Origin of the sequence: Streptosporangium sp. NPDC004379 (genome assembly GCF_042873875.1) — a bacterium.
Lineage (GTDB): Bacteria > Actinomycetota > Actinomycetes > Streptosporangiales > Streptosporangiaceae > Streptosporangium.
In genome coordinates, this window is sequence record NZ_JBIAMC010000011.1 from 191,363 (window position 1) to 213,297 (window position 21,935).

At 72.8% G+C, this 21,935-nt stretch carries 22 protein-coding genes; 5 read left to right on the plus strand and 17 right to left on the minus strand.

From position 1 onward, the window contains the following. Positions 1-184 precede the first annotated feature (184 nt). Together ACFYSC_RS24030 and ACFYSC_RS24035 are read left to right on the plus strand one after the other, a co-directional pair. Positions 185-439, plus strand: coding sequence for a hypothetical protein (locus tag ACFYSC_RS24030; RefSeq protein ID WP_389965606.1), 255 nt, complete (start codon positions 185-187; stop codon positions 437-439). A 55-nt stretch (positions 440-494) separates the two neighbouring features. Beyond that, complete coding sequence (locus ACFYSC_RS24035; RefSeq protein WP_389965609.1) at positions 495-1,484, plus strand: 4-epi-cubebol synthase; 990 nt, start codon at positions 495-497, stop codon at positions 1,482-1,484. Positions 1,485-1,586: 102 nt separating this feature from the next. Here ACFYSC_RS24035 and ACFYSC_RS24040 read toward each other — a convergent pair whose 3' ends face one another. Next, positions 1,587-3,701: an ATP-binding protein gene (locus tag ACFYSC_RS24040; protein WP_389965612.1), complete on the minus strand. Its 2,115-nt coding sequence runs from the start codon at positions 3,699-3,701 to the stop codon at positions 1,587-1,589. A gap of 188 nt (positions 3,702-3,889) precedes the next feature. Here ACFYSC_RS24040 and ACFYSC_RS24045 point away from each other — a divergent pair, with 188 nt between their 5' ends. Further along, entirely contained in the window at positions 3,890-4,057 is a 168-nt protein-coding gene (locus tag ACFYSC_RS24045; protein WP_362935300.1) for a hypothetical protein, read from the plus strand. 89 nt (positions 4,058-4,146) lie between these two features. On the opposite strand, the gene ACFYSC_RS24050 is transcribed toward ACFYSC_RS24045, so the two are convergent. From ACFYSC_RS24050 to ACFYSC_RS24110, 13 genes are all read right to left on the minus strand, one after another. Next, positions 4,147-4,455, minus strand: coding sequence for a gas vesicle protein K (locus ACFYSC_RS24050; RefSeq protein WP_362935297.1), 309 nt, complete (start codon positions 4,453-4,455; stop codon positions 4,147-4,149). Continuing rightward, entirely contained in the window at positions 4,442-4,696 is a 255-nt protein-coding gene (locus tag ACFYSC_RS24055; protein WP_389965616.1) for a gas vesicle protein, read from the minus strand. Before ACFYSC_RS24055 ends, ACFYSC_RS24050 begins: the two co-directional genes overlap by 14 nt. Next, positions 4,693-5,550 carry a GvpL/GvpF family gas vesicle protein gene (locus ACFYSC_RS24060; RefSeq protein ID WP_389965619.1) on the minus strand — a complete coding sequence of 286 codons (858 nt, stop codon included), beginning with the start codon at positions 5,548-5,550 and terminating at the stop codon, positions 4,693-4,695. Before ACFYSC_RS24060 ends, ACFYSC_RS24055 begins: the two co-directional genes overlap by 4 nt. A 107-nt stretch (positions 5,551-5,657) precedes the next feature. After that, a complete protein-coding gene (locus tag ACFYSC_RS24065; protein ID WP_389965622.1) occupies positions 5,658-6,149 on the minus strand; it encodes a gas vesicle protein in 492 nt (163 codons plus the stop codon). Between the two features lie 13 nt (positions 6,150-6,162). Then, the gene (locus tag ACFYSC_RS24070; protein ID WP_389965625.1) at positions 6,163-6,642 is read right to left on the minus strand and encodes a gas vesicle protein; all 480 of its coding nucleotides are present in this window, start codon (positions 6,640-6,642) and stop codon (positions 6,163-6,165) included. A 5-nt stretch (positions 6,643-6,647) separates the two neighbouring features. Continuing rightward, positions 6,648-6,920 (minus strand): gas vesicle protein GvpG, encoded by a 273-nt coding sequence (locus ACFYSC_RS24075; protein ID WP_389965628.1) that lies wholly within the window; start codon positions 6,918-6,920, stop codon positions 6,648-6,650. A 4-nt stretch (positions 6,921-6,924) separates the two neighbouring features. After that, a complete protein-coding gene (locus ACFYSC_RS24080) occupies positions 6,925-8,007 on the minus strand; it encodes a GvpL/GvpF family gas vesicle protein (RefSeq protein WP_389965631.1) in 1,083 nt (360 codons plus the stop codon). 1 nt (position 8,008) lies between these two features. Further along, positions 8,009-8,419 (minus strand): gas vesicle protein GvpJ, encoded by a 411-nt coding sequence (gene gvpJ, locus ACFYSC_RS24085; protein WP_362935280.1) that lies wholly within the window; start codon positions 8,417-8,419, stop codon positions 8,009-8,011. Between the two features lie 134 nt (positions 8,420-8,553). Continuing rightward, complete coding sequence (locus tag ACFYSC_RS24090; RefSeq protein WP_389965635.1) at positions 8,554-9,714, minus strand: SRPBCC family protein; 1,161 nt, start codon at positions 9,712-9,714, stop codon at positions 8,554-8,556. A gap of 6 nt (positions 9,715-9,720) precedes the next feature. Next, positions 9,721-10,422: a hypothetical protein gene (locus tag ACFYSC_RS24095; RefSeq protein WP_389965638.1), complete on the minus strand. Its 702-nt coding sequence runs from the start codon at positions 10,420-10,422 to the stop codon at positions 9,721-9,723. A gap of 345 nt (positions 10,423-10,767) precedes the next feature. Beyond that, entirely contained in the window at positions 10,768-11,739 is a 972-nt protein-coding gene (locus ACFYSC_RS24100) for an ABC transporter permease (protein WP_389965641.1), read from the minus strand. Further along, complete coding sequence (locus ACFYSC_RS24105; RefSeq protein ID WP_389965644.1) at positions 11,736-14,498, minus strand: CocE/NonD family hydrolase; 2,763 nt, start codon at positions 14,496-14,498, stop codon at positions 11,736-11,738. The genes ACFYSC_RS24100 and ACFYSC_RS24105 overlap by 4 nt, the downstream gene beginning before the upstream one ends. A gap of 132 nt (positions 14,499-14,630) precedes the next feature. After that, the gene (locus ACFYSC_RS24110) at positions 14,631-15,374 is read right to left on the minus strand and encodes an SDR family oxidoreductase (RefSeq protein ID WP_389965906.1); all 744 of its coding nucleotides are present in this window, start codon (positions 15,372-15,374) and stop codon (positions 14,631-14,633) included. A 103-nt stretch (positions 15,375-15,477) separates the two neighbouring features. Between ACFYSC_RS24110 and ACFYSC_RS24115 the strand changes: the two genes are divergently transcribed. After that, the gene (locus tag ACFYSC_RS24115; RefSeq protein WP_389965647.1) at positions 15,478-15,951 is read left to right on the plus strand and encodes an RrF2 family transcriptional regulator; all 474 of its coding nucleotides are present in this window, start codon (positions 15,478-15,480) and stop codon (positions 15,949-15,951) included. Positions 15,952-16,065: 114 nt separating this feature from the next. Then, positions 16,066-17,187, plus strand: a complete 1,122-nt coding sequence (locus tag ACFYSC_RS24120; protein ID WP_389965650.1) for a hypothetical protein — start codon at positions 16,066-16,068, stop codon at positions 17,185-17,187. 45 nt (positions 17,188-17,232) lie between these two features. On the opposite strand, the gene ACFYSC_RS24125 is transcribed toward ACFYSC_RS24120, so the two are convergent. The 3 genes from ACFYSC_RS24125 to ACFYSC_RS24135 all read right to left on the minus strand — a co-directional run bounded on the left by ACFYSC_RS24125 (position 17,233) and on the right by ACFYSC_RS24135 (position 21,822). After that, a complete protein-coding gene (locus tag ACFYSC_RS24125) occupies positions 17,233-18,309 on the minus strand; it encodes a copper resistance D family protein (protein WP_389965653.1) in 1,077 nt (358 codons plus the stop codon). Next, entirely contained in the window at positions 18,306-18,917 is a 612-nt protein-coding gene (locus tag ACFYSC_RS24130) for a copper resistance protein CopC (protein WP_389965657.1), read from the minus strand. Before ACFYSC_RS24130 ends, ACFYSC_RS24125 begins: the two co-directional genes overlap by 4 nt. A gap of 268 nt (positions 18,918-19,185) precedes the next feature. Next, a complete protein-coding gene (locus ACFYSC_RS24135) occupies positions 19,186-21,822 on the minus strand; it encodes a chitinase C-terminal domain-containing protein (protein WP_389965660.1) in 2,637 nt (878 codons plus the stop codon). Positions 21,823-21,935: the final 113 nt, after the last annotated feature.

Genomic DNA, 21,935 nt, shown 5'->3' on the forward strand with positions numbered 1-21,935 from the left:
GTCACGGTGATCAGTGGGCACCCTACCGGGGCAGAATGGAGCGCATGCGGCCTGACCCCGAGCTGGAGGAGTTCGCCACCCGCCTGTTCGGCCTGGCCAGAGCGGGGGAGACCGACCTGCTCCGGGCCTACGTCGAGGCCGGGGGCCGGTCGATCTGACCAACGACCGGGGCGACACCCTGCTGATGCTCGCCGCCTACCACGGCCACGCCGCGACCGTTCGGGCGCCGGCCGAGCTGGGGGCCGATCCCGGCGGGCCCAACGACCGCGGGCAGACGCCGCCGGCCGGGGCCGTCTTCAAGAAGGAGTCCGAGGTGGTGCGGGCGCTCCTCGCGGCCGGCGCCGACCCGTACGCGGGCACCCCGTCGGCGGCGGACACGGCGCGGATGTTCGGAGGCGACGAATATATGAAATGGTTTCAGAACCAACCGAAAACCTGAAGTTGGTATTTACGGATGTATAGGAAAACGTTCGGAGTTCGTCCATTCTTGACGGGTGGAGACTACGACGGCCCGACGGGCATTCCGGACGCTTCGCATCCCCCCACTTCCCTGCCCCTTCCCCGGCCAGGTCAGCCCGTATGCCGATCAGGTCGACAAGGAGACCCTGGAGTGGCTCGCAGACTCCGGGATGCTCGACGACGAGATGATGGAACGTTACCGGCAGGCCGGATACGGCTGGCTCTGCGCCCGCACCTACCCCTACGCCGACCATGACGCGCTCCGCCTGGTGACCGACTGGTGCGTGTGGCTCTTCGCCTTCGACGACGTCTTCTGCGAGTCGGACCGGCGGGCCGCGGAGATCGCCCGCGCGCTGCCCCGCTTCCTCGCGGTCCTCGACGAGCCGGAGACGGCCGGCCGGCCCGGCGACGCGTTCGCCAGGTCGCTGCTGGAGATCAGGGAGAGGATCGCCGCCTCGGGCGACGCCGACCAGCTGGACCGCTGGTGCGCGGCCACGAGGGACTACCTGTCCGCGCAGGTGTGGGAGGCCGCCAACCGCGAGGACCGGGTGGTGCCCTCCTTCGCCGACTACGTCTTCATGCGGCGGCGGACCGGGGCGATGCTCACCGTGTTCGCGCTCATCGACATCGCCAGCGGCCGCCGCCTCGCCCCCGGCGAATGGCGCCACCCCCTCGTGCGCGCGGTCACCGGACACGCCAACGACGTCGTCGTCTGGGACAACGACCTCATCTCCTACGCCAAGGAGAACGAGGGCGTCAACGCCCGCAACAACCTGGTGACCGTCCTCGCCCGGCGCCGCCGCTGCTCCCGGCAGCGGGCGATGGACCTGATCGGCGGGATGCGGGACCGGGCCATCGCCGCCATGGTGGCCGCCCGCCCGGGGATGGAGGGACTCGGCTCCGAGGCGGTGCTCGCCTACCTGAGCGGCCTGGAGTTCTGGGTCAGCGGGAGCATCGACTACTCGCTGACCAGCTCCCGCTACACCGGCGCCTGGGAACGGGCGGCCGGCCGCGCCTCCGGCTGACCGCCGCGGATCGTCACGGCCGACCGGGCCGCGCCTCCGGCCGGCCGCCGCGGGTCGCCCCCGGGCGGCCGGGCCGCGTCCTGCGCCGGCCGCCGCGGGTCGTCACCGCTGGGCGGCGGGGTCGTCGGAGTCGCCGCCGAGGGCCAGCTCGATCAGCTCGTCCAGGTTGAGCTTCCTGCCCTGGGCGAAGGCATCCTCGAACTCCTCCTCGCCGAGGACCCGCTTGCACTCCTTGACGCACCGGTCGTGCTCGGAGTTGAAGAACGGCGAGCTCATCCGCGGCATGCCGAAGGTGCGCCAGTTGGCCTGCCCGCCGCCCATCAGCAGCGCTGACAGCCCCGGCTGCCCGGCGTCCAGGGCCTGCCTGGCGACCACCTCGATCGCCAGGCCGATGCCCAGCACGTCGTGGAAGTAGCGCTTGAGCCGCAGTGACTCGCGGGCGCTGTCCATGGCCTCGGACAGGCGGCCCATCCCCTGGCAGACGCTGGCCAGGGCGTAGATCGCGTAGGAGCGCAGCCACAGCTCGCCGCGCTGGGTGCAGACCGCGATGCAGTCGCGCAGCAGCGTCTCGGCCTCCGCCGGGTCGTTCTGCATGAGCAGCACCATCGACAGCTCGACGATCGAGGGCAGCAGGCCCGGATTGAGCTCCCGGCCGCTCTTGTGGAACTCGATCGCCACGCCCAGCAGCGCGCTGGCCTTCTGCAGGTCACCCTGGAGGAAGGCCGCGGTGCCGAGCATCTTGGTGGCGAGGATGACGGCTCCGGAGTCGCCCACCCGGACCGCGTCGGAGCTGCACTTCTCGGCCGCCTCCACGGCCCCCGTGATGTTGCCCTGCGCGCTGTTGATGTAGGACAGCACCCACAGGGCCTTGCACCGCTCCGGGGTCGGCTGCGGCGCCAGCTCCAGGGTCTTCTCCAGGTAGAGGCGGCCCTCGCGGGCCAGGCCGCAGGCCACCCACATGAACCACAGGGACGACAGCAGCTTCAGCCCCTCCTGGACCTCCGCGGGGTCGCGCAGGCAGTAGTCCAGGGCGACCCTGATGTTGTCGTGCTCGTGGCGCATCCGGACGTACCAGTACACCTGGCGGGCGCCGGACCAGGCGTCCTCGCTCCGCCTGGCGAGCTGGAGGTAGTAGTCGCGGTGTTTCCTGCGGACGTGGTCGGTCTCGCCCAGCTTCTCCAGCCACTCCTCGCCGTACTGGCGCAGCGTGTCGATCAGCCGGTAGCGGTGCCCCGACGGGGTGCCGTCGCTCAGCAGGATCGACTTCTCCACCAGGCTGGAGATGAGGTCCATGACGTCCTCGGCGGGCAGGTTCTCGCCGGAGCAGACGTAGCGGGCGGCGTCGAGCTCGAAGTCGCCGGCGAAGACCGACAGCCTGGCCCACAGCAGCCGCTCGGCGGGCTCGCACAGCTCGTGGCTCCAGCCGATCGCGGCGCGCAGCGTCTGGTGCCGGGGCAGCGCCGTACGGCTGGCCCCGGCGAGCAGGCTGAACCGGTCGGCCAGCAGACCGAGGATCTGCTCCACCGACAGCGCCCGCATCCGGACCGCGGCCAGCTCGATGGCGAGCGGGATGCCGTCGAGGCGGCGGCACAGCTCGGCGACCGGGCCGATGTTGTGCTCGTCGAGCACGAAGTTGGGCACCACGGCGCTCGCCCGGGCGGCGAACAGCTGCACGGCCTCGTTGGTGAAGATGTCCTCACCGGGCGTGTCACCGGGTACGGTCAGCGGCGGGATGGCGATCGTGTGCTCGCCCCGGGCGTTCAGCGACTGGCGGCTGGTCGCCAGGATGGTCAGGCCCCCGGCGTTGCTCAGCAGATCCTCGAACAGCTCGGCGCAGGCGTCGACCAGGTGCTCGCAGGTGTCGATGATCAGCAGGATCTCGCGGTCGCCGAGCCACTCGATCAGGGTCTCGTCGGCGGAGCGGGACGACTGGTCGGCGATTCCGAGGGCCGCGGTGATCGTGTGCCGGACCATCCCGGAGTCCTGCAGCCGGGCCAGGTCGGCGAACCAGACGCCGTCCTTGAACTGGCTGCGCATCAGGTGCGCGATGCGCAGCGCCGTACGCGACTTGCCGACGCCGCCGATGCCCGTCACGGTGACCAGGCGGTGCCGGCCGAGGCGCTGCCGAAGCGTGGCCAGCAGCCTCGTGCGCCCCACGAAGCTGGTCAGCTCGTTGGGAAGATTGCCGTCTCGCCGCCATCCAGATGGCGTTGCCATGGCCGCCTCACGGGGGTAGTGCCAGGGGGAGATCACACCTGCCCTGGCATCGTACCCGCCGGGACCTCGGGCTGTCCTCGCTCGCGGATCATCCGGCGACCGTCCCGCCGGTGCTCCCGCCGCCGCGCGCCGGCGGCTCACCCGGAGGTTCACGCCGAAACGGGGCCGTTCCTGACTAGCATGGACGGGTGAGCACGCACGAGCCCGACGACCTGCGGCCCGTCGACCTGTCCGATGACGGCCCGCCCATCCTGCCCGACCAGACCTCCGACGACACGGACGTCGGCTGGGGCGACTGGCGGCGATCCGACGACGACGCCCGCCTGCTGGAGGAGCGCCCGCCCCACTGGGGCTGACGGCGGCCAGGGGCCGATCGTGCCGACTGTGGCCCGGTGGGTCCGGTCCGGTGGACGTGTCCATCCCGGCCGGTCCTCCCCGCGGCCCGTCAGTCGCGGGGGAGCAGGGTGCCCAGCGGCCCGAGGTCGAGGTTGAGGTCCGACCGCTCCAGGCCGAATCGGTCGCACAGGTCGTCCATCGCCTCGTCCAGCCGCATCAGCGTCAGCCCGAGCGCCTCGACCTGCTCGCCGGTCAGGTCGCCGTGGTCCATCCGCCGCACGCACTGCCGTTCCACGAGCTGGCGCACCAGCTCGACGACGGTGAGCACCAGGCAGCTCAGGTCACGCTCGACGTGCTCGGGGTCGGTCCTGATACGACGGGGGGCCGAGTGCTCCCCGGACGGCTCACGGCGGTCCACGCCAGACCTCCCGTCGGTGCCGGGCCCCCTGCTCCGCCGGCCCCGACTCGCGGACGGACATGATCAGCAGGCGCAGGGAGATCTGCACCAGGTCGATGTCGGCGATGGACAGCACGACGTCGCCGTTGACGGTGACGCCACCCGCCAGCAGCCGGTCCAGCAGGTCCACGAGCGCCACACGCTCCGGGGGCAGACGCCCCTCGGCGGCCAGCGCCGCGCCCCGGGGCCCCTCGTGGGTCATCGCACGCCTCCGGCGTCCGCCGTGCCGAGGTCGAGGGCGGTGAACGAGTAGGGAGCCCAGGGGCCGGTCAGCTCGATGTCGGCCCCCTGCCCCCGCAGCGAGTCGACGACGGCGGCGAACTCGCCGCCGCGGTCGTCGTCGACGAGGTAGGCGCCGTTGAGCACCATCGCCTCCTCGCGGCCGGACAGGCTCGGGTCCTGGGCCCGGTGCCGCCGGCTCGCGACGGAGACGGCCGCCAGTGCGGCGTGGACGTGCTCGGCCTGGTCGGCCGCGGTCCGCCACGCGTCCTCCCGGCCGCGCAGGCTCGCCCGGCGGCGTTTCAGGTAGGCGGTCCCCGGGCTGTCGGTCCCGGAGGTCCCGGAGGTCCCGGAGGCCCCGGAGGATCCGTCTGAACCGTCGGAGCCGGTGGTCTCCTCTCCGGAGGGCGGGGCGGCCTCGCGCCGCGCGTACGCCTTCACCCCCCACTCGCTGCGTCCGGCGACCTGCGACAGCAGCGCGACGAAGTCCTCCCGCCGCTCGCGCAGCAGCTCGCGGACCTGCTCGTCGCCGCCGTAGACCGTCACGAGCCTGACCGGCGCCGTCGGGGCCGTCCCGGCCACCGCCTCCACGACGCGGTGGTGGGCGCGGGCCGTCTCGCCCACCCAGTCGAGGTCCTCCAGGGAGCGGCGCAGCGGCTCCTCACCGAACCGGTCCAGCGGCACGGTGCTCACGTACGCGACCAGGCCGGCGTCCGCCACCGTCCGCACGGGCGTTCCGGCCACGCCGGTCAGGTCGCTCAGACCGTTCAGACCGGCGGGACCGGGGGCGTCCGCGTCCCGGACGATCGCATAGACATACGTGCCGGTGTCCGGCATGTCTCACTCCTTCGGTTCGCTCCCCGGCCGCCCCGAGCCCGACCGTCCCGCTCCCGGCCGCTCCGTGCCCGGCCGTCCCGTGCCCGCCTCCGCCGGGTCCGGCTTCATCATTTCCCTGCCTCGCGGGGGCGCCCGCCGCCGGACCGGCCCCGGGCCTGGAGGGGGCGGCGCTCCTCCTGCTCGCCGCCCAGCTCCTGCCGGCTCCGGTGCTCCTCGAACTCCTCCCGGCGCTCGCGGCCCTCGCGGAGGTCGCGCGGGTAGTCCCGGTATTCAAAGTCGTTCTCCGCCTCGGCGAGCCGCCTGCGCAGGCGGCGGTTCTCCTCGGCCAGGTCGTGGTCGGGCCTGCTGAGCCACGGGTCGTGCTCCCACCAGTCGATGCCCAGCTCCCTGGCGGTGTCCACCGAGGCGATCAGCAGCCGCAGCTTGACCGTCAGCAGCTCTATGTCCAGCAGGTTCACCCGGATGTCGCCGACGATCACCACGCCCCGGTCGAGCACCCGCTCCAGGATGTCGCCGAGGTTGGTGGTGGACTCGCGCCGGGCGGGCGGCCTGCCCCCGTAGCCCGGGGAGGCGGAGCCGTACCGCGTCGGATCGCTCACTTCGCCACCCCCGCTACTCGTCGCCCTTGCCGCGCTTGTAGCGCCGCGTCCTGCGGTAGGAGAGGAGGTCGCCGTCGGCGTCGAGCTGGATCTCGTAGAGCGCCAGGATGTCGCCGGAGGAGGGGACGCGACGGTCCTCGACGACCTCGATCCCGACCTTCCAGCCGTCCTGATCGGGCTGCACGAACGTGACGCCCTCCGCCTCCCGTCCGGTCAGGTCGCCGATCTGCTCCAGCCCGGTACGGCCGGCGCCGGCCGCGGTCAGGCCGCGCGGGCGCCGCCGGGCGCGCCGGGACCCGCCGACCGGCTCGTCCCGTTCCTCCTCGAAACCCTGCTCCTCGTCGAACTCCTCGTCGAACCCCTCCTCGTCCTCGGGCAGGTCGTCCTCGACGACGCCGCCCCGGCCACGCCCCTTCTTCAGCGGCTCGTCCTCGTAGCCACCCGGGGCGCCGGCCCCGTCGTCCCCGGTGCGGGCCTTCCGCCTGGCGGGCACGCCGATCACTCCTCTTCCCCGCCGCCGTACGGCGCGGCGCGAGGCAGGTCGGGCTGGGTCACCATCCGCTCAAGGATCTCCGTCATGGCCTGTCTCTCCTCCTCCTCGGAGATCTCCCCGGAGCGCCTGGCCTCCTCCAGGTCCTCCAGTTGCCGCCGGACCGCGGCCGGATGGTGCAGCTCCATCTCGGCCTGGTCCTGGATCACTTCGGCGATCTTGACGAGCGCGCGGAGCGGCAGCAGCGGCAGGCCGACGGTCAGATCGAACAGCAGGTCCACGACGTCACTCCTCAGGTTGCGGCGCCGCCACGAAGTCGTACGGCGCCAGCGGACCGAGCAGCCGCAGGCCGATCCGGCCGGCCCAGCGGTCGCCGAGGTCGTCCAGCGCCTCGTCGAACTCCTCCTGCCGCTCCTCGTCCACCAGGACGGCCACGTACGCGGCGTCCTGCTCGTGGGTCGGCTCCCGCACCGAGACCGCGACGCACAGCGGCGCGACGGCGTCGACGAGCTCCTGGGTGTCGGCGTCGCGTTTGGCCGCCACCGCCTCGCCGATCATCTGCCCGAGCCGGATCCGCGCGTCCCAGGTCGCCTCCTCGGGCTGCCCGCGGACCTCCTGGCGCAGCCGCTCGGCCTCGGGGTTCTCGTCGAGAACCTCCCTGATGATCACCGGTTCGACGTAGCGGCCCTTGATGACGTACTCGGCGCGCCCTTCGAGCTCCTCCAGCGCGGCGAGGAACTCGTCGTGGTGCGGGGCCAGCAGCTCCTCCACCACCTCCTTGGGCCCGGTCATCACCGCTCCGAAGCGGAACGGCAGCACGGGCACCTCGGCGGCGGTCGCGTCCAGCAGCTGCTCGTGGGCCAGCAGGTCGTCGGGCCTGCCGAGCGGGCGGTCCAGGACGATGTCGCTCACCAGGGCGGCGATCTCGCCGTGCCGTACCAGCGTGACCTCCCCGTCGTCCACGCCGAGCGTCCCGGGCTCGGTCTCGACGTCCGCCGGGACGACGCCGTAGACGTAGGCGTAGCCGGTGCGCCCGCGCCGGGCGGCTCCGCCCGACCGGGAGGGCGCGGCCTTGCCGGTCGTCTTCCCCGCCGTCCTGCCGGCCCCCTTACCGGTCGTCTTGCGGGCCGGTTTCGCGGCGGTCTTCCCGTCGGCCTCGCCCGCCGTCCTGCCGGTCGTCTTGCGGGCCGGTTTCGCGGCGGTCTTCCCGTCGGCCTCGCCCGCCGTCCTGCCGGTCGTCTTGCGGGCCGGTTTCGCGGTGGTCTTCCCGTCGGCCTCGCCCGCCGCCTTGCCGGTCGTCCTCCGCGCGGGTTTCCGCGCGGCCTGCTCCGATCCGGTGGTCGCCGTCTTTCCGGTGCTGCCCGGCATGTCAGTACTCCTCCCTCCGGCGGCGGGACGCCGGCCGACGCTCGGACTCGGACTCGGAGACGAAGTCGCGTAGCTTCTCCCCGGCGGCCTCGATGGCTCCCTGGGCGATCCCCTTGGTCTTCGACTTGCTGATGCCCTGCGTGGTGCCTTCCAGGACCTCCGGCAGCCCCTTGCCGCCGGTCTGCGACAGGTCCAGCCGGTTGGTGGCCTCCGCGAAGCGGAGGTAGGTGTCGACGCTGGCGATGACGATGCGCGCGTCGATCGTGAGGATCTCGATGCCGACGAGCGAGACCCTGACGAAGGCGTCGATCACGAGGCCCTTGTCGAGGATCGTGTCGATGACGTCGGCCAGGCCCGACGAGGACCCTCCGCGGCCACCCCCTCCACCCGACGAAGGCTGCACGATGGTCATTTGGTCTTCCCCCGATTCCGTGTTCGCTCTCCGTCTCCCGGGGCACGTGTCCCGGGGCCTTGCCGGTCACGTGTTCCGGGAATCTCCGGTCATGCGTCGCGGGCCTTCCGGCCAGGCGCTCCGGCCCTCCCCGGTCAGGCGTTCCGGGCGGCGGCCCTGCGGCGGGGCCGGCGGGCGGGAGGCTCTTCTTCTTCCTCCTCCTCCTCCTCGTCCTCCTCCGGCTCCGGTTCGGCCCGGCGGCCCCGCGCGGCCGGCTCGCGGCGCGGCGCGGCACGCCGCCGTCCGCGTGCGGTCCGCGGCTCCTCCTCTTCCTCCTCCTCTTCGGGCTCCTCCTCGCCCTCTTCCTCTTCGCCCTCTTCCTCTTCGGGCTCTTCCTCTTCTTCCTCCTCCTCGGCGCCCTCGCGCTCCTCGGGCTCCTCCTCGCCGGCGGCCTCGGCGCGCTCGCGCTCCTCTTCCTCCTCGCGCAGCGCGGTCTCCTGGTCCTTGACGACCTCGCCGTCGCGGATTTCGCCGCGCCAGCCCTCCAGCTCGTCGGGCTTGAGGACGGTCTGCATCATGACGTGCCGTCTGAAGTGCTTGAACTCCAGGCGCACCCGCCGGCCCTGGGCCCGCCAGAGGTTGCCCGTGTACTCGAAGAGACCCTTGGGGTTGTACTCCAGGACGAGCAGGACCCGGGTCATGTCGGGGGTGATCGCGTGGAAGGTCACGCAGCCGTCGACGTAGCCCTTCGCACCTTCGGACCGCCAGACGATCCGCTGGTCCGGCACCTGGTCGATGATGGTCGACTTCCAGGTGCGATGGGAGAGGAAGATCTGCGCCTTCCACTGGGTCTTGTTGTCCTCCTCCTGGTTGACGTTCTCGACCTTCTTCATGAAGGTGGGGAAGTCGGCGAACTGGGTCCACTGGTCGTAGACGAGCCGGCGCGGGGCGCCGATGTCGATGGACTCGACGATGTTGGTGACCTTGAGCTTCTTGCCCTTGCCACCGCCGCCCTTGCCGCCGGTGATCTTCTTGAGCAGACCGCCTCCCGCCATCTTGGCGACCCCTTTCAGCCCGGAGGCCACTGGATGCTTCGAACCGATGACGGAGCCCGCCAACCCGAGCAGACCGGAGTCGCTGTTCTGCAGGTAGTCGGTCAGCCGGCCGGTCAGGTCGTCGACCTTGTCGGTCACAGAGGAGAGGACCCGGTCGCCGAGGGCTTCGGCGAGGTTGCGGAGCTCGTCGGTGAGCTGGTCGACGGGCAGTGCCCGCTCGACCTCACGGATCAGCCCGCCGTCCCTGGAGGTCTCGGCCATGGGGCGTCACCCCCGCGCCCTGCGGACCGGCCGCTCACGCGCGGGCGTCGTCTCGCGCTGGACGGCGCGGCGCCTGCCCGCCCTGGCTCGCGGCGGTTCCTCCTCCTCCTCTTCCTCCTCCTCGGGCTCCTCCCGGGCGGAGCGTGTCCTGGCGGCCTGCCTGCCCTTGCCGGTGGCGCGGCGCCGAGGGGGCTCCTCCTCCTCTTCCTCCTCCTCGGGTTCCTCTTCCTCCTCGTAGTCCTCTTCCTCGGCCTCGGGTTCCTCCCGGGCGGTCCTGCCCTTGCCACGGGCCGCGCGGCGCCTGGGGCGCTCCTCCTCTTCCTCCTCTTCCTCGGGCTCCTCCTCGGCTCCCTGCGCCCTGGTCCGCAGCGACTCGGCGCGATCGTGGAGCTTCGAGGTCAGGGTGTCGATCTGCCTGCTGGCCGCCGCCCTGGCCGCGGCCTTGCCCACCTCGAGCAGCTCGCCGCGGACGGCATTCGTGATCTTCTCCAGCTCGGGGGAGGAACCGAGCAGCTTCAGGCCCTGCTGGAGCAGGTCGCCACCGGGGCCTTCCTTGCCGCCCAGCTTCCCTAGCTTTCCTGTCGCGCCCGCCGCCGCCAGTGCGAGCGCGGCGCGCAACTTGTGATGCCGTCCGAGAAAGTAACCCGCGGCGACACCGAGGGCCACCTGCAGTCCGCACTTCACGATCGCCACTCCCCAGTCGATCACTCCGTCATGGGATCCGACCGTCCGGAAGACTCCGCCGGACGGGAGGGAAGACGCCGCCGGAAGCGGTCGCCTGCCGCGTTGAACGTGCCGGAAGCCTCCGGCTCCCGAATTAGCGTTTGCATACCCGTAAAAGCGATAAAGAAACATATACGGGTAAAAAGCGGACATAAATGGCGATAAGAAAAGCGGTGGCCGGGGCCGTGTTCCGGCCCCGGCCACCGAGGGCACCGGGCGAATGCGTCGGACGTCATGAAACGACAGGGAAACGCCGGGGTCTGCTCCGTGGATCTCCGCCGCGGACGGAAGCACCCGGGTGGTCGCGGCGGGCGCGACGATCCGCAGGACCTAGGAGACCACGTCCTTGCGGCGGAACCTGCGGAAGGCGAAGGCGACCAGGACCAACGAGTAGGAGACCGAGACGGCCACCCCCTTGACCATGCCGCCGTAGTCGGGCTGCGGGGCCAGGGCGTCCATCCACGCCGTGCTCCAGAACGTCGGCAGGAACTCCCGGAGCGCCCCGAGCGCCTCCACCGCCTGCAGGATGGTGCTCACGATCACCAGGCCGACGGCCCCGCCGACCGCGCCGAGCGGCGAGTCCGTCGAGACCGACAGCAGGAAGGCCAGCGCCGCCACCACGAGCTGGCTGACCAGCACGTAGCCGACCACGACCCCGAACCGGGGCAGCACGTCCGCCGCCGCGACGGTCTCGCCGGTGCCGGGCACCCGTACGTCGTGCCAGCCGAAGGCGAGGGTCCCGGCCAGCAGCGCCATCGCCGGCAGGCAGACCACCGCCGCCGTCGAGTAGCCCATCGCCACGATCAGCTTCTGCCGCAGCAACCGGTCACGCGGGACGGGGACGGCCAGCAGGTAACGCAGCGAGGACCAGTTCGCCTCCCCGGCCACGGTGTCACCGCAGAACAGCGCCACCGCGACGGCCAGCAGGAAGCTCGCCGACACCGACAGGGCGAACGCCGCGAAGTTCAGTCCGCCCTCGGTCGCGAGGTCGGAGACGCGCGTCGCCGCTCCCCGCCGCCCGGACCCCGCGCCGAGCTCGAACGCCACCACCAGCACCCACGGCAGCGCGAGCAGCAGACCGAACATGACCATCGTGCGGCGCCGCCTGAGCTGGCGGACGGCCTCCACCGCCAGCGGCAGCGTGCGCCGGGCCGCGTACCCGCGGACGGAGCCGTCCGCGGCCGGCGGCCCGGCGGTGGAGCCGCCCAAGCCGCCCAAGCCGCCCACGCCGTCCGCGCCGCCCACGCCGTCCGGGCCCGCCGGAGCGGGCGCGGAGCCGTTCACGGTCTCTCCCCGGGTCATGCCTTCTCTCCGATCAGGTCCAGGAACACGTCCTCCAGACGGGCGCCCGCGCCGCCGGCCGGAGCGCGACCGGCCAGCAGGTCGCCGACCGTCCCCGCCGTGACGAGCCGCCCGCGCCGCATGACCACCACGTGACTGCAGGTCTGCTCCACCTCGGCCAGCAGATGGCTGGAGACGATGACCGTACGGCCCCGCGCGGCGTAGGCGATCAGGACCTCGCGCATCTCACGGATCTGGGGCGGGTCGAGGCCGTTGGTGGGCTCGTCCAGGACCAGCAGGTCGGGCAGGCCGAGCATGGCCTGGGCGATGGCCAGGCGCTGCCGCATGCCCTGGGAGTAGGTGCGCACCGCCCGGTCCAGCGCGCCGCCGAGCCCGGCGATCTCCAGGGCCTCGGTGAGGTGCGCGTCCCCGGCGGGTCGTCCGGTGGCCCGCCAGTACAGCTCCAGATTGGCCCGGCCGGTCAGGTGCGGCAGGAACCCCGGGCCCTCGACGAAGGAGCCCAGCCGGGACAGCACCGGCGCGCCGGGCGACACCCGGTGGCCGAAGATCCGGATCTCGCCGCCGTCCGGGCGGATCAGGCCCATCAGCATCCGCAGGGTGGTGGTCTTGCCCGCACCGTTCGGACCGAGCAGGCCGAGCACCTGGCCCTGCCCGACGGTGAAGGACAGGTCGTCCACGACCCGCTCGCCGTCGCCGTACGCCTTGGTCAGGCCGCTGATCCGCAGCGGGACGTCGCTCAGGTCCGGGTCGTGGCCGGTGGCTCCGCGGCGCCGTCCGGTGAGTACCAGGACCGCCGCGACGACGAGGGAGGCCAGCGGCAGCGCCCAGGTCCACCAGGCGGGGCCCGTCGCGGGGGCCCGCAGGGCCGTGGCGACGGGCACCGTCACCGACTGCGAGACCAGGCCGACGACGTGCACGGACGGCGCGGCCGGGGTGCTGTAACCGAGGTCGGTGGTGGTGAACGCGACGCGCAGCCGGTGACCGGCGTCGAAGCGGTGGTCGACGGCCGGCAGGCGCACCGTGGCCTCCCCGGCGCCGCCCGCCGGAACGGTGATCCGGACGGGGGCGGCGAGCCCCGCGGGCAGCACCGGCGCCTGCCCGTCCGCGACGTCGTACAGCTTGGCGAACAGCGTCACCTCGTCGCCGGCCGCCTTGTCGCCGGCCGCCTTGTCCCCGGCCGCCTCGTCCCCGGTCGCCGGGGAGGAGGTCCTCCCCCCTTCCGCGCCGGGCGCCGGGCGGACCCGTACCCTCACGGTGGCCGAGCCGGTGACCTGGAGCGGGGCGGTGAGCGGCGCGGAGTCGAAGACGGCGCTCTGACCGGGCATGTCGGCGGACACGCCCAGCCCCGCCGCGCCGCCCGCGAGCCCGGCGAGCCCGCCGAACCCGGGGATGGTGGAGATCGAGGCGGGGGAGCCGCCCGGCGGGTTGGCCACGGGCTGCTCCGCGCCGCGCAACGGCACCGTGGTGCTCCCGGAGCCGGACAGGCCGGGGTAGCGGGCGGCGGTGGCGTGCAGCTGCACCGGGCGGCGGGTGCCCGGATCGCGGCCGCCGTCGCGGGTGACGGTGAACGCGGCGCCCGGCTCGCCCGCACCGGGCGTCCGCTTCAGATGGCGGTCGAACCAGCCGAGGGTCCGCTCGTGCAGCCAGTCGGCCTCGCCGTCGCCGCCGTCGTGGCCGCCGTCGAACCAGGCGACGCCGACCGGCGCGCCCGTGGCGGCGATGGCCCTGGCGTTGGCGTCGGCCTGGCCGAGCGGGAACAGCGAGTCGCTCAGTCCCTGGAGCAGCAGCGTCGGGATCCTGATCCTCCCGGGGACGGAGACCGGGCTGGAGCGGCGCAGGATGCCGACCGCCTCCGGCGTCGCCCGGCCGGTCTCGGCGACCCGCTGGTACATGTCACAGATCTCCGGCAGGAACCGGCCGCACCGGACGTCCTGCGCGGTGGGCGGGACGGCGGGGGCCGCCCCGGCGGGGTCGCCGGAACCACCCGGGCCGCCGGACCCCTCGGAACCGCCCGGATCCCCGGTGCCGTCCGCGGACTCCGCGCCGTCCGTGGAGCCGGTGCCGTCCGGGGAGTCCGCGCCGTTCCCGCCGCGCCGGGAACCGAGGGCGTCCGGGCCGGACAGCGGCTCCGGGCCGCTCCGGCTGAAGAACAGCCCGGCCCACATCCGCTTGAACACGCCGTTCTCCGGCCCGCCGCCGCCCGCGTCCGGGAACAGCGCGTCGGCCAGGTCGTACCAGGTGATCTGCGGGACGATAGCGTCGATCCGGGGGTCGTGGGCGGCGGACATCAGGGCGATCGCCCCGCCGTAGGACCCGCCCGCGACGCCGACGCGCGGGTCGCCCGCGGCGTCGAGCAGGACCTGCGGCTGCCGCGCCAGCCAGTCGACGAGCTGGCGGACGTCCTTGACCTCGTAGTCGGGGGAGTTGAGCGCGATCTGCCCGCCGGAGCGGCCGAAGCCGCGGGCCGACCAGGTCAGTACGGCGTAGCCCTCCCCGGCCAGCCGTTCGGCCTCCTCCCGGACGCTCTGCTTGCTGCCGCCGAAGCCGTGGGCCAGCAGCACCGCGGGCGCCCGCCCGCCGCCCGCGGGTGGGAAGAAAGCGGTGTCGAGCCTGACGCGCTGGTCGTCCCGGGGGCCGTCGGTCACCGTGATCCACCGGTCCTGGGCCCGTACCGGCGGCGCGGACGGCCACAGCAGCCAGGCGGTGCTGATGACCAGTACGACCGCCACCGCGATCCAGGTGACCGTCCTTCGTTGCATTCCGTGAGCTTACCGACGCCTGCTGAGAGCCCGCTGAGACGCCGTCCGGGGAGCCCCGCCGGAGGCCGTGGTGGTCCCACCCGCCGCGGTCCGGGTGAAGAGCGGCGGAGGGCGGCGGGGCGGGGGTGGCGGTCAACGCTGCTTCGCGAGCCACTCGTCGAAGGTGGTGGGCGCGATGCGGGCGCCCTCGCGGGGCAGCAGCACGTCACCCGCCATGTCCGGGCCGAACAGCGACGACCACGTCGGCACGAGCCTGACCGTGCGGCCGCGCGCGTCGTTGGTGCGCCGGGCCATGTCCACCAGGTCCTGCGGGTCGGGACCGGCGACGTCGGGGTGACGTCCCTGCGGCGTGCCCGTGGCGATCTCGGCGAGGACGTCGGCCACGTCCTCGGGTGCGATCGGCTGGATGAGCAGCGGCGCGACGGTGGCGACGCCGTCATGCTCGGTCCAGCTCGTCACCATCGCGGCGAAGTCGTGGAACTGGGTGGCCGGAACGATCGTCCACGGCACCCGGCCCTCGGCCACGAGGCGCTCCTGCTCGCGCTTGCCGGCGTAGTGCGCGTTGCCTTCGACGCGGTCGAGCCCGGCTATCGAGAGCAGCACGTGGTGGCGGACGCCGGCCCGCTCCTCGGCGGCGAGCAGGTTCCGGGTGGCGGCGCCGAAGTACGCCACCGCCTCGTCCCGGTCGGTCGCGGTGCTGTTCGTGGCGTCCACGACGGCGTCGACGCCGGCCAGGGCGGCGTCCAGGCCCTCGCCGGTGGTCAGGTCCACGCCGAGTGAGCGGCTGACGCGCACGACGTGGTGCCCGTCCCGTTCCAGTGCGGCGGCGGTGAGGGCCCCGATGTTCCCGGTCGCTCCGGCGACGGCGACGCGCATGGTCGGCATGATGGTCTCTCCTTCTGTCCCGTCCGTCTCTTCTCTGCTGCGAACGCTATCTCGGACTAAATGGATCCGCAATGTCTCCGATAGGATCGGGGTCATGAAGCTGCCCGGGAGCACGGAATGGCTGTTGCACTGCGCCGCGTCGCTGGCCCAGCTCAAGGCGGGTGACACCGCGTCGGCGGCGCAGCTCGCCCAGTACTTCGACCTGCCCGCGGCCTATCTCGCCAAGCAGTTGCAGGCGCTGGTCAAGGCCGGCGTGCTGGTCGCGACGACCGGCCCGCGCGGCGGGTTCCGGCTGGCCAGGCCCGCTTCCGAGATCACGCTCCTGCATGTCGTCGAGGCGGTCGACGGCGCGTCCTCGCCGTACGAGTGCCGGGAGATCCGCCGGCAGGGACGGGGGGCGCTGCCCGCCGAGGACTGCCGGACCCCCTGCGTCCTCGCCGTGAAGATGGCCGAAGCCCACCGGGCCTGGCGGGACAGTCTCGCCGCGACCTCGCTCGCCGACATCGTCGCCACGCTGCCCCCGTCGGCTCCTTCCCGCACCCGCCTGCGCCTGACCGGGACGCCGTAGCGGACCCGCCGACGAGAATGTGGGCCATGTCACAGCCCGATTGGGTTTCGCAGGGGTGACTAAGGGATGTCCCCGATTGCGGAGCCATGCCGGGCACGGGCATCATTTCGACGCGTGAAGTCAGTCGAGAGCCTCAGAAGAAAGGCCACTCCGCTCCTGGAGTGGGCGCTGCCCCTGTGGACCCGGGGGCCGGCGGGTCGCGAGACCCCGGACGACCTTTTCAGGGTTCTGTACACCGGGTGGCTGGTGGCCTTCTCCTTCAAGGTCCTCGGTGCTTCCTGGGACGTCTCCTGGCACTTCAAGTGGCTCCGGGACGACCTGGCGCCGCCGCACCTGCTCAACAGCGTCGGCACGGCCATCGCCCTCGCGCTGACGGTCGTCCACCTCTACACCGGCTACGGCGTGGACCGCCCGGCCCAGCGCCTCATCGGCTGGGGCACCGGCGTCTTCCTCCTCGCGGTGCCGCTGGACCTGATCAACCACCGCGTCAACGGGCTCGACATCACCTCGTGGAGCCCGTCGCACATGCTGCTCTACGTCGGCACGCTCTTCATGATCTGCGGTGTGATCCGCGGCTGGGCCATGGGCGCGCCCGCCGGACGGGCCAGGACGGCCGTCCTCGGCGCGCTGTTCGTCTTCCTCTTCGAGAACGTCTGGTTCCCGGCACAGCACCAGGAGTACGGCGTGTTCGGCCTGGCCGCCTGGGACCGCGGCAGCCCCGAGGCCGAGCCCATCCTGCTGCAGTTCGCCGCCGACCAGATGGGCCGCCCGGTGGACCGGGAGATGATGGTCCACTTCACGCTGCCCGTGCCCGACGCGGTGTACCCGCTCTACGCGGCGGTCGCCGCCATGATCGTGCTCGTGCTCGCCCGCGCGATGATCGGCCGGATGTTCGCCGCGACCTCGGTTGCCGCCGCCTACGTCGCCTACCGCACCCTGATCTGGCCGCTGCTGGCGATCGCCGACTTCCCCCGCTCGGCGGTGCCGGTCTTCCTGATCGCCGGGGCGGTCGCCGTCGATCTGGCGTTCCTCATCCGCATCCCCGTGGTCCGGGCGGTGGTCGGCGCGTTCGGCGTCACCGTCGTGGTCGACCAGGCGCTGCGGGTGCAGAACGCGCTGTTCACCTCCCCGCCCCTGGTGCCCCCGATGAGCATGCTGGCCGGCGGTGTCCTGCTCGCCGCCCTGTGGCTGAGCATCGAGTGGTTCGCCCGGAAACGCCGGACGCAGGTCGTCTAGCCGTTCTGCGGATCCTCGCCACGGCGAGGATCCGCAGAACGGAACCTAGGACATGGAAGCCGTGGTCAGCGCCACCGCGGCGCCGTAGGCCAGGCCCATCACGGTGATCTCGGCCGCCGTCCAGGCGACGACCGCCGTCCGCCGCCGCGCGGCGATCCGCGGCAGCAGGCGGAACCTGATGTGGGCGGCGAACGGGATCAGCAACGCCACGCACGCCGTCTTGGCCACCACCAGCAGGCCGTAGTGGCTGGTGAGGATCGCGTCCGGCAGCTCGACGCCGCGGGTCAGCGCCATCGAGGCCAGGCCGTTCACCAGTCCGGAGACGGTCACCAGCGCCAGGGCCACGGTCGCCAGCCGGGAGAACTTCGGCAGCGTCCGGGCCAGCAGCTCGCGGTCGGCGGCGACCAGCGCGACGATGACGGCCAGCCCGCCGGTCCACGCGGCCGCCCCCATCACGTGCAACTCCATCGAGATCATGATGGGGTCGTGCCAGACCGAGTCGACGGCGTGACCGGTGACCGGGATCGGCAGCAGCCCGAAGAAGGCGATCACGATCCGCAGCTCGGCGGGGACCTTCTCGCCGAACCGGACCGCCAGCAGCCCGATCCCGGCGTAGGCGAGCGCGCAGGCGGCGCTGAACAGCATCCCCTGACCCGCGCCGACATCCCCGACGTACTCGGCGATCATCTGCGGGGTGGGTACGGTCCCCGGGTTGAGCTGGGCGGTCTGGAAGACGATGACGACCAGCGCCAGCACCGCCCACGCCCAGGCGAACGTCACCGCGGCCGGACGGGCGCGGCGCAGCACCGGCTCGGTCCGCTCCTCGTCGTCGAAGCCGAGCAGCCGGGGCAGCACGCTCAGCCCGACCACCGCCACCGCCGCGAGGTCCAGCAGCACCCGCAGCGCCGGCAGGCCGTACTCCACCACCGGTCCGGGCAGCGGGATGCCCGGTACGGACTCCTCGGCGGTCAGCGCCGTCGCGGTCAGCACGGCGAGCACGGCTCCCGACACGAGCCCGCCGGTGACCAGTCGCAGGGCCGTACGCGCCCGCGGGTCGCGCTCCCCGGCGCCGGAGGCCGCCGCGGCCCCCGAGGTCTCCGAGGTCTCTGCGGACGTGGTCATCGCCGCTCCTCCCGCCCGCCGGTACGGCGCATCGCCACCACGGTCGCCCCGCCCAGCAGGACGAGGGCCGCGGCGATCCACAGCACCGCCATCCCGGCGCCGCCGTTCTGCGCGGCCTCGGCGGCCTGCGCGCTCAGTTCGGCCGACCCGAGCGCGGGGGATCCCACCGGGTCGGGAGAGGCCGCCTGCGGTGAGGCGGCGGACTCGGGGGAGGCCGCCTGCGATGGGGCGGCGGCGCCCGGCCCCGCGGCGGTCAGGGTGAAGGTGAGCTTCCCGGACACCGGGTGGCCGTCGGAGGACAGGACGCGGTAGCCCACGGCGTACTCACCGGCCGCGCCCAGCGGCTTGAGGGCCACGCTGACCTTCGCGCCGTTCACGGCCGTCGTGCCGTCCTCCCAGCGGGTCCCGCCGGGTCCGGTCACGCTGATCCGCGCGAAGCCCTGCCGCGCCGGCTGGTCGAACGTCAGCGTGATCCGTCCGGGCGCGGCGGAGAGCCGGGCGCCGTCCTTCGGATCGCTGCCGATCAGGATGTTGTGGGCCTGTGCGGGGGCGACCGCGCCGAGGAGCGCGGCGCACGCGAGCAGCAGGACCGTGAGGAGCCGCCTCAACGATCATGACCTTCCACTGGGTTTTCCTGACCCCGCCATGGTGCCACTGATCGCGCCCGGTGCGCCTCGGGGCTTCCCCGTAGGGGGCGGGCTCCAGAGCGCCTCGCCCGGACTCTGAAGCGTCTCACCAGGTCTCCGGAGCGTCTCGTCCGGTCCCCGGGCCGCCGGACCTCCCGCCGGCACGGGAAGAGCCGCGGCCCGCCGGCCGCGGCTCTCTCCAGGGACGGTCCGTGGGTCCCCGCCGCGACGGGGACCCACGGACCGGGGGCTAAGGCAGGCGCAGCCAGAGGGCGGGGACGTTCGGCGGTTCCCACCCCGCCACGGCGGTGTGCGCCTGGCGGCACTCGTAGCCGACGCCCGCGTGGGTGACCCGGACGCCGGGCGTGTAGGCCGTGCCGGCCTTCCACGCCGGGTAGGCGCCGGTCGGCGTCACCGTGGGGGTCGCGGTCGGCGTCGCGGTCGGTGTCGCCGTCGGCGTGGTCGTGGGGGTCACGGTCGGGGTGGCGGTGGGGGTGACGGTCGGGGTGACGGTGGGGGTGACGGTCGGGGTGACGGTCGGGGTGACGGTGGGCCTCGGGGAGGAGGTGGCGGTCGGCGTGGAGGTGGGCCCCGAGCAGGCGCCCAGGTCCTTCCAGACGTCACCGGCGCCCGGCTCGTTGTTCTGGGTCCACCACCGGGCCTCCCACTGCCGGCCGTTGTGCGAGACCCGGGCTCCGCCGTTGTAGACCTGGGTGGCCGACCACGCGGGAGCGGCGCAGTCGCCGCCGGGGCCGCCGGTCGGGCCGGACGTCGGCGTCGGGTTGACGACCACGCCGCCGCGGGCGTTGTCCGCGGTCAGGCCGTACGTCCTGCCGCCGAAGCTCACGGTGAAGTTCGCCGGGGCCGGGGCGGGCAGGTAGTAGACGTAGTCCATGGTGAGCGACGCGCCGGGGGCGAGCGACTCGGAGGCCCGCAGCTTGAACGAGACCCGGTTGAAGTCGCCCTTCAGCCCGCCGACGTTGTCGCCCGCGGTGTGCTCCCTGCTGATCACGGTGAGGCCGTAACCCGACTGGTCCTTGGCGGTCCCGGGAGCCGAGCTGGCGTAGTCCCACTGGAACTCGGCGCCGCCGGGGATGGTCGTCGACGACTTGTTGGTGATCTTCAGCTTGCCGGTGATCGGGTAGTTGCTGTCGCCGACCGGGAACCCGCCCAGCTCCACCTGCACGTCGAGCTTCTCGGCGGGCACGTTCACCTTGGCGCGGGTGGCGCCGTACGGCGCGGCGGTCCTGAGCGTGTCGTACAGCTTGGTGGTGAGCGTGTCGCCCATGAACCACTCGCCCTTGGCCGCGTCCCACGCGTAGTCGCCGGCCAGCTCCCAGATCATCACGCCGCCGATGCCCTTGTCCCTGACGTAGGCGGCCTTGGCGGCGACGGACTGCTCGTCCTCGGTGGACAGGAACACCTTCTTGCCGGCGTTCCACAGCCACGGCGCGACCAGGGTGGGGTCGTAGTTGCGGGTGTAGGTCCCGGTCAGCCGGTCCTCGGGGTCGCCGGCCGGGTCGAGGCCGTAGGCCGGGCCGTACGATCCGGCGCGGCCCTCGGCGAGGTTCCTGGCGTGCCAGAGCGGGTTGCCGCCCCCGCCGACCTCGGCGCCGTTCTCCTCGTCGTGCCAGAGGTTGTCGATGCCGCGCGCGCCGTCGCCGCAGGAGGTCAGTCCGGTCGGGCACGCGCCGGTGCTCTTGGCGGTGCCCCACAGGCCGTTCGTGCCGCCGGTGACGTTGCGCCAGCCGCGGGTGTAGTACGGCAGGCCGATGTTGATCCGGCCGGCCTGCATCGCACCGCGGAAGTAGTGGTAGGCCCAGTCGGTGTTGAGGTAGCCGATCCCGCCGTAGGCGGCGGTGGTGTAGACGCCCCAGCGGGCGAGTTCGGCGTCCTTGCCGTCGTCGTAGAGGGCGGCGTTGGGGCCGACGAACTCGTTCCACGCGCCGTGCAGGTCGTAGGACATGATGTTGACGTAGTCCAGGTACTGGGTGACCTGGAAGGTCTCCATGCCGCGCAGCAGGTAGCCGGACGACGGGGCGGCGACGGTCAGCATGTAGTACCTGCCGTCGGCGGCCGCGGCGGCGTTGAGCCTGTCACGCAGGGTCTTCATCAGCAGCGCGTAGTTCCGCATCAGCGACGGCCGCCGGGCGTTGGCGATCTGCCAGTCCAGCGGGTGTCCCGCGTCCTTCATCGACGTGGGGTACTCGTAGTCGACGTCCACGCCGTTGAAGCCGTACTTCCTGACGAACGCCACCGCCGAGTCGGCGAAGGCGTCGATGCCGGCGGTGTTGGCCGACCCGTCGGCGTTGGTGGTCATCGTGTAGAAGCCGCCGGAGGCCCGGCGGACGCCGCCGTCGTCGATGTAGCCGCCGCTCTCCGCCCAGCCGCCGACGCTGATGAGCGTCTTGGCCTCCGGGTGGGCCTTCTTGTACTTGTTCAGCAGGTTGAAGTGCCCCTTGTACGGCAGGCCGGGGTCGGGCGTGTCGATCCCGGGCCACTCCATGCCGGTGGCCGCGTTGTCCGGGCCGTCGGCGCCGACCGAGATCCTGTTGTCCGGGCCGACGTGCGCGAAGGCGTAGTTGATGTGGGTGACCTTGCCCCAGGGGATGTCCTTGGCGAGGTACGCGGGCTGGCCGTTCTTGCCGGTCCGCCAGCCGGTGAAGTAGCCGATGACGCGGCGGGGATGGTCGGCGCCCATCTTCTCCCGGCCCGCCTCGTCGTAGACCTGGCAGAAGGGGACGGCGAGGCCGGGGGTGGTGTAGAGGCCGTCCGGACGGCAGGCCTCGTCGTTGACGGCGGCGCCGGCCGTGCCGGCCAGCGCGCAGGCGATCAGGGCGAGTGACGCGCCGGCCGCGGCGAGGCCGGTGCGCAGACGTGAGGACATCGGGAGAGCCACCTCCGGGGTGAGGACATACCGCTGCGATCCCGCCCCCCACGGGTCATTGACCGGAAGCTATGTCTTCCGACCTGCGTCGTCAATGCTCTCTTTTAGGAAAC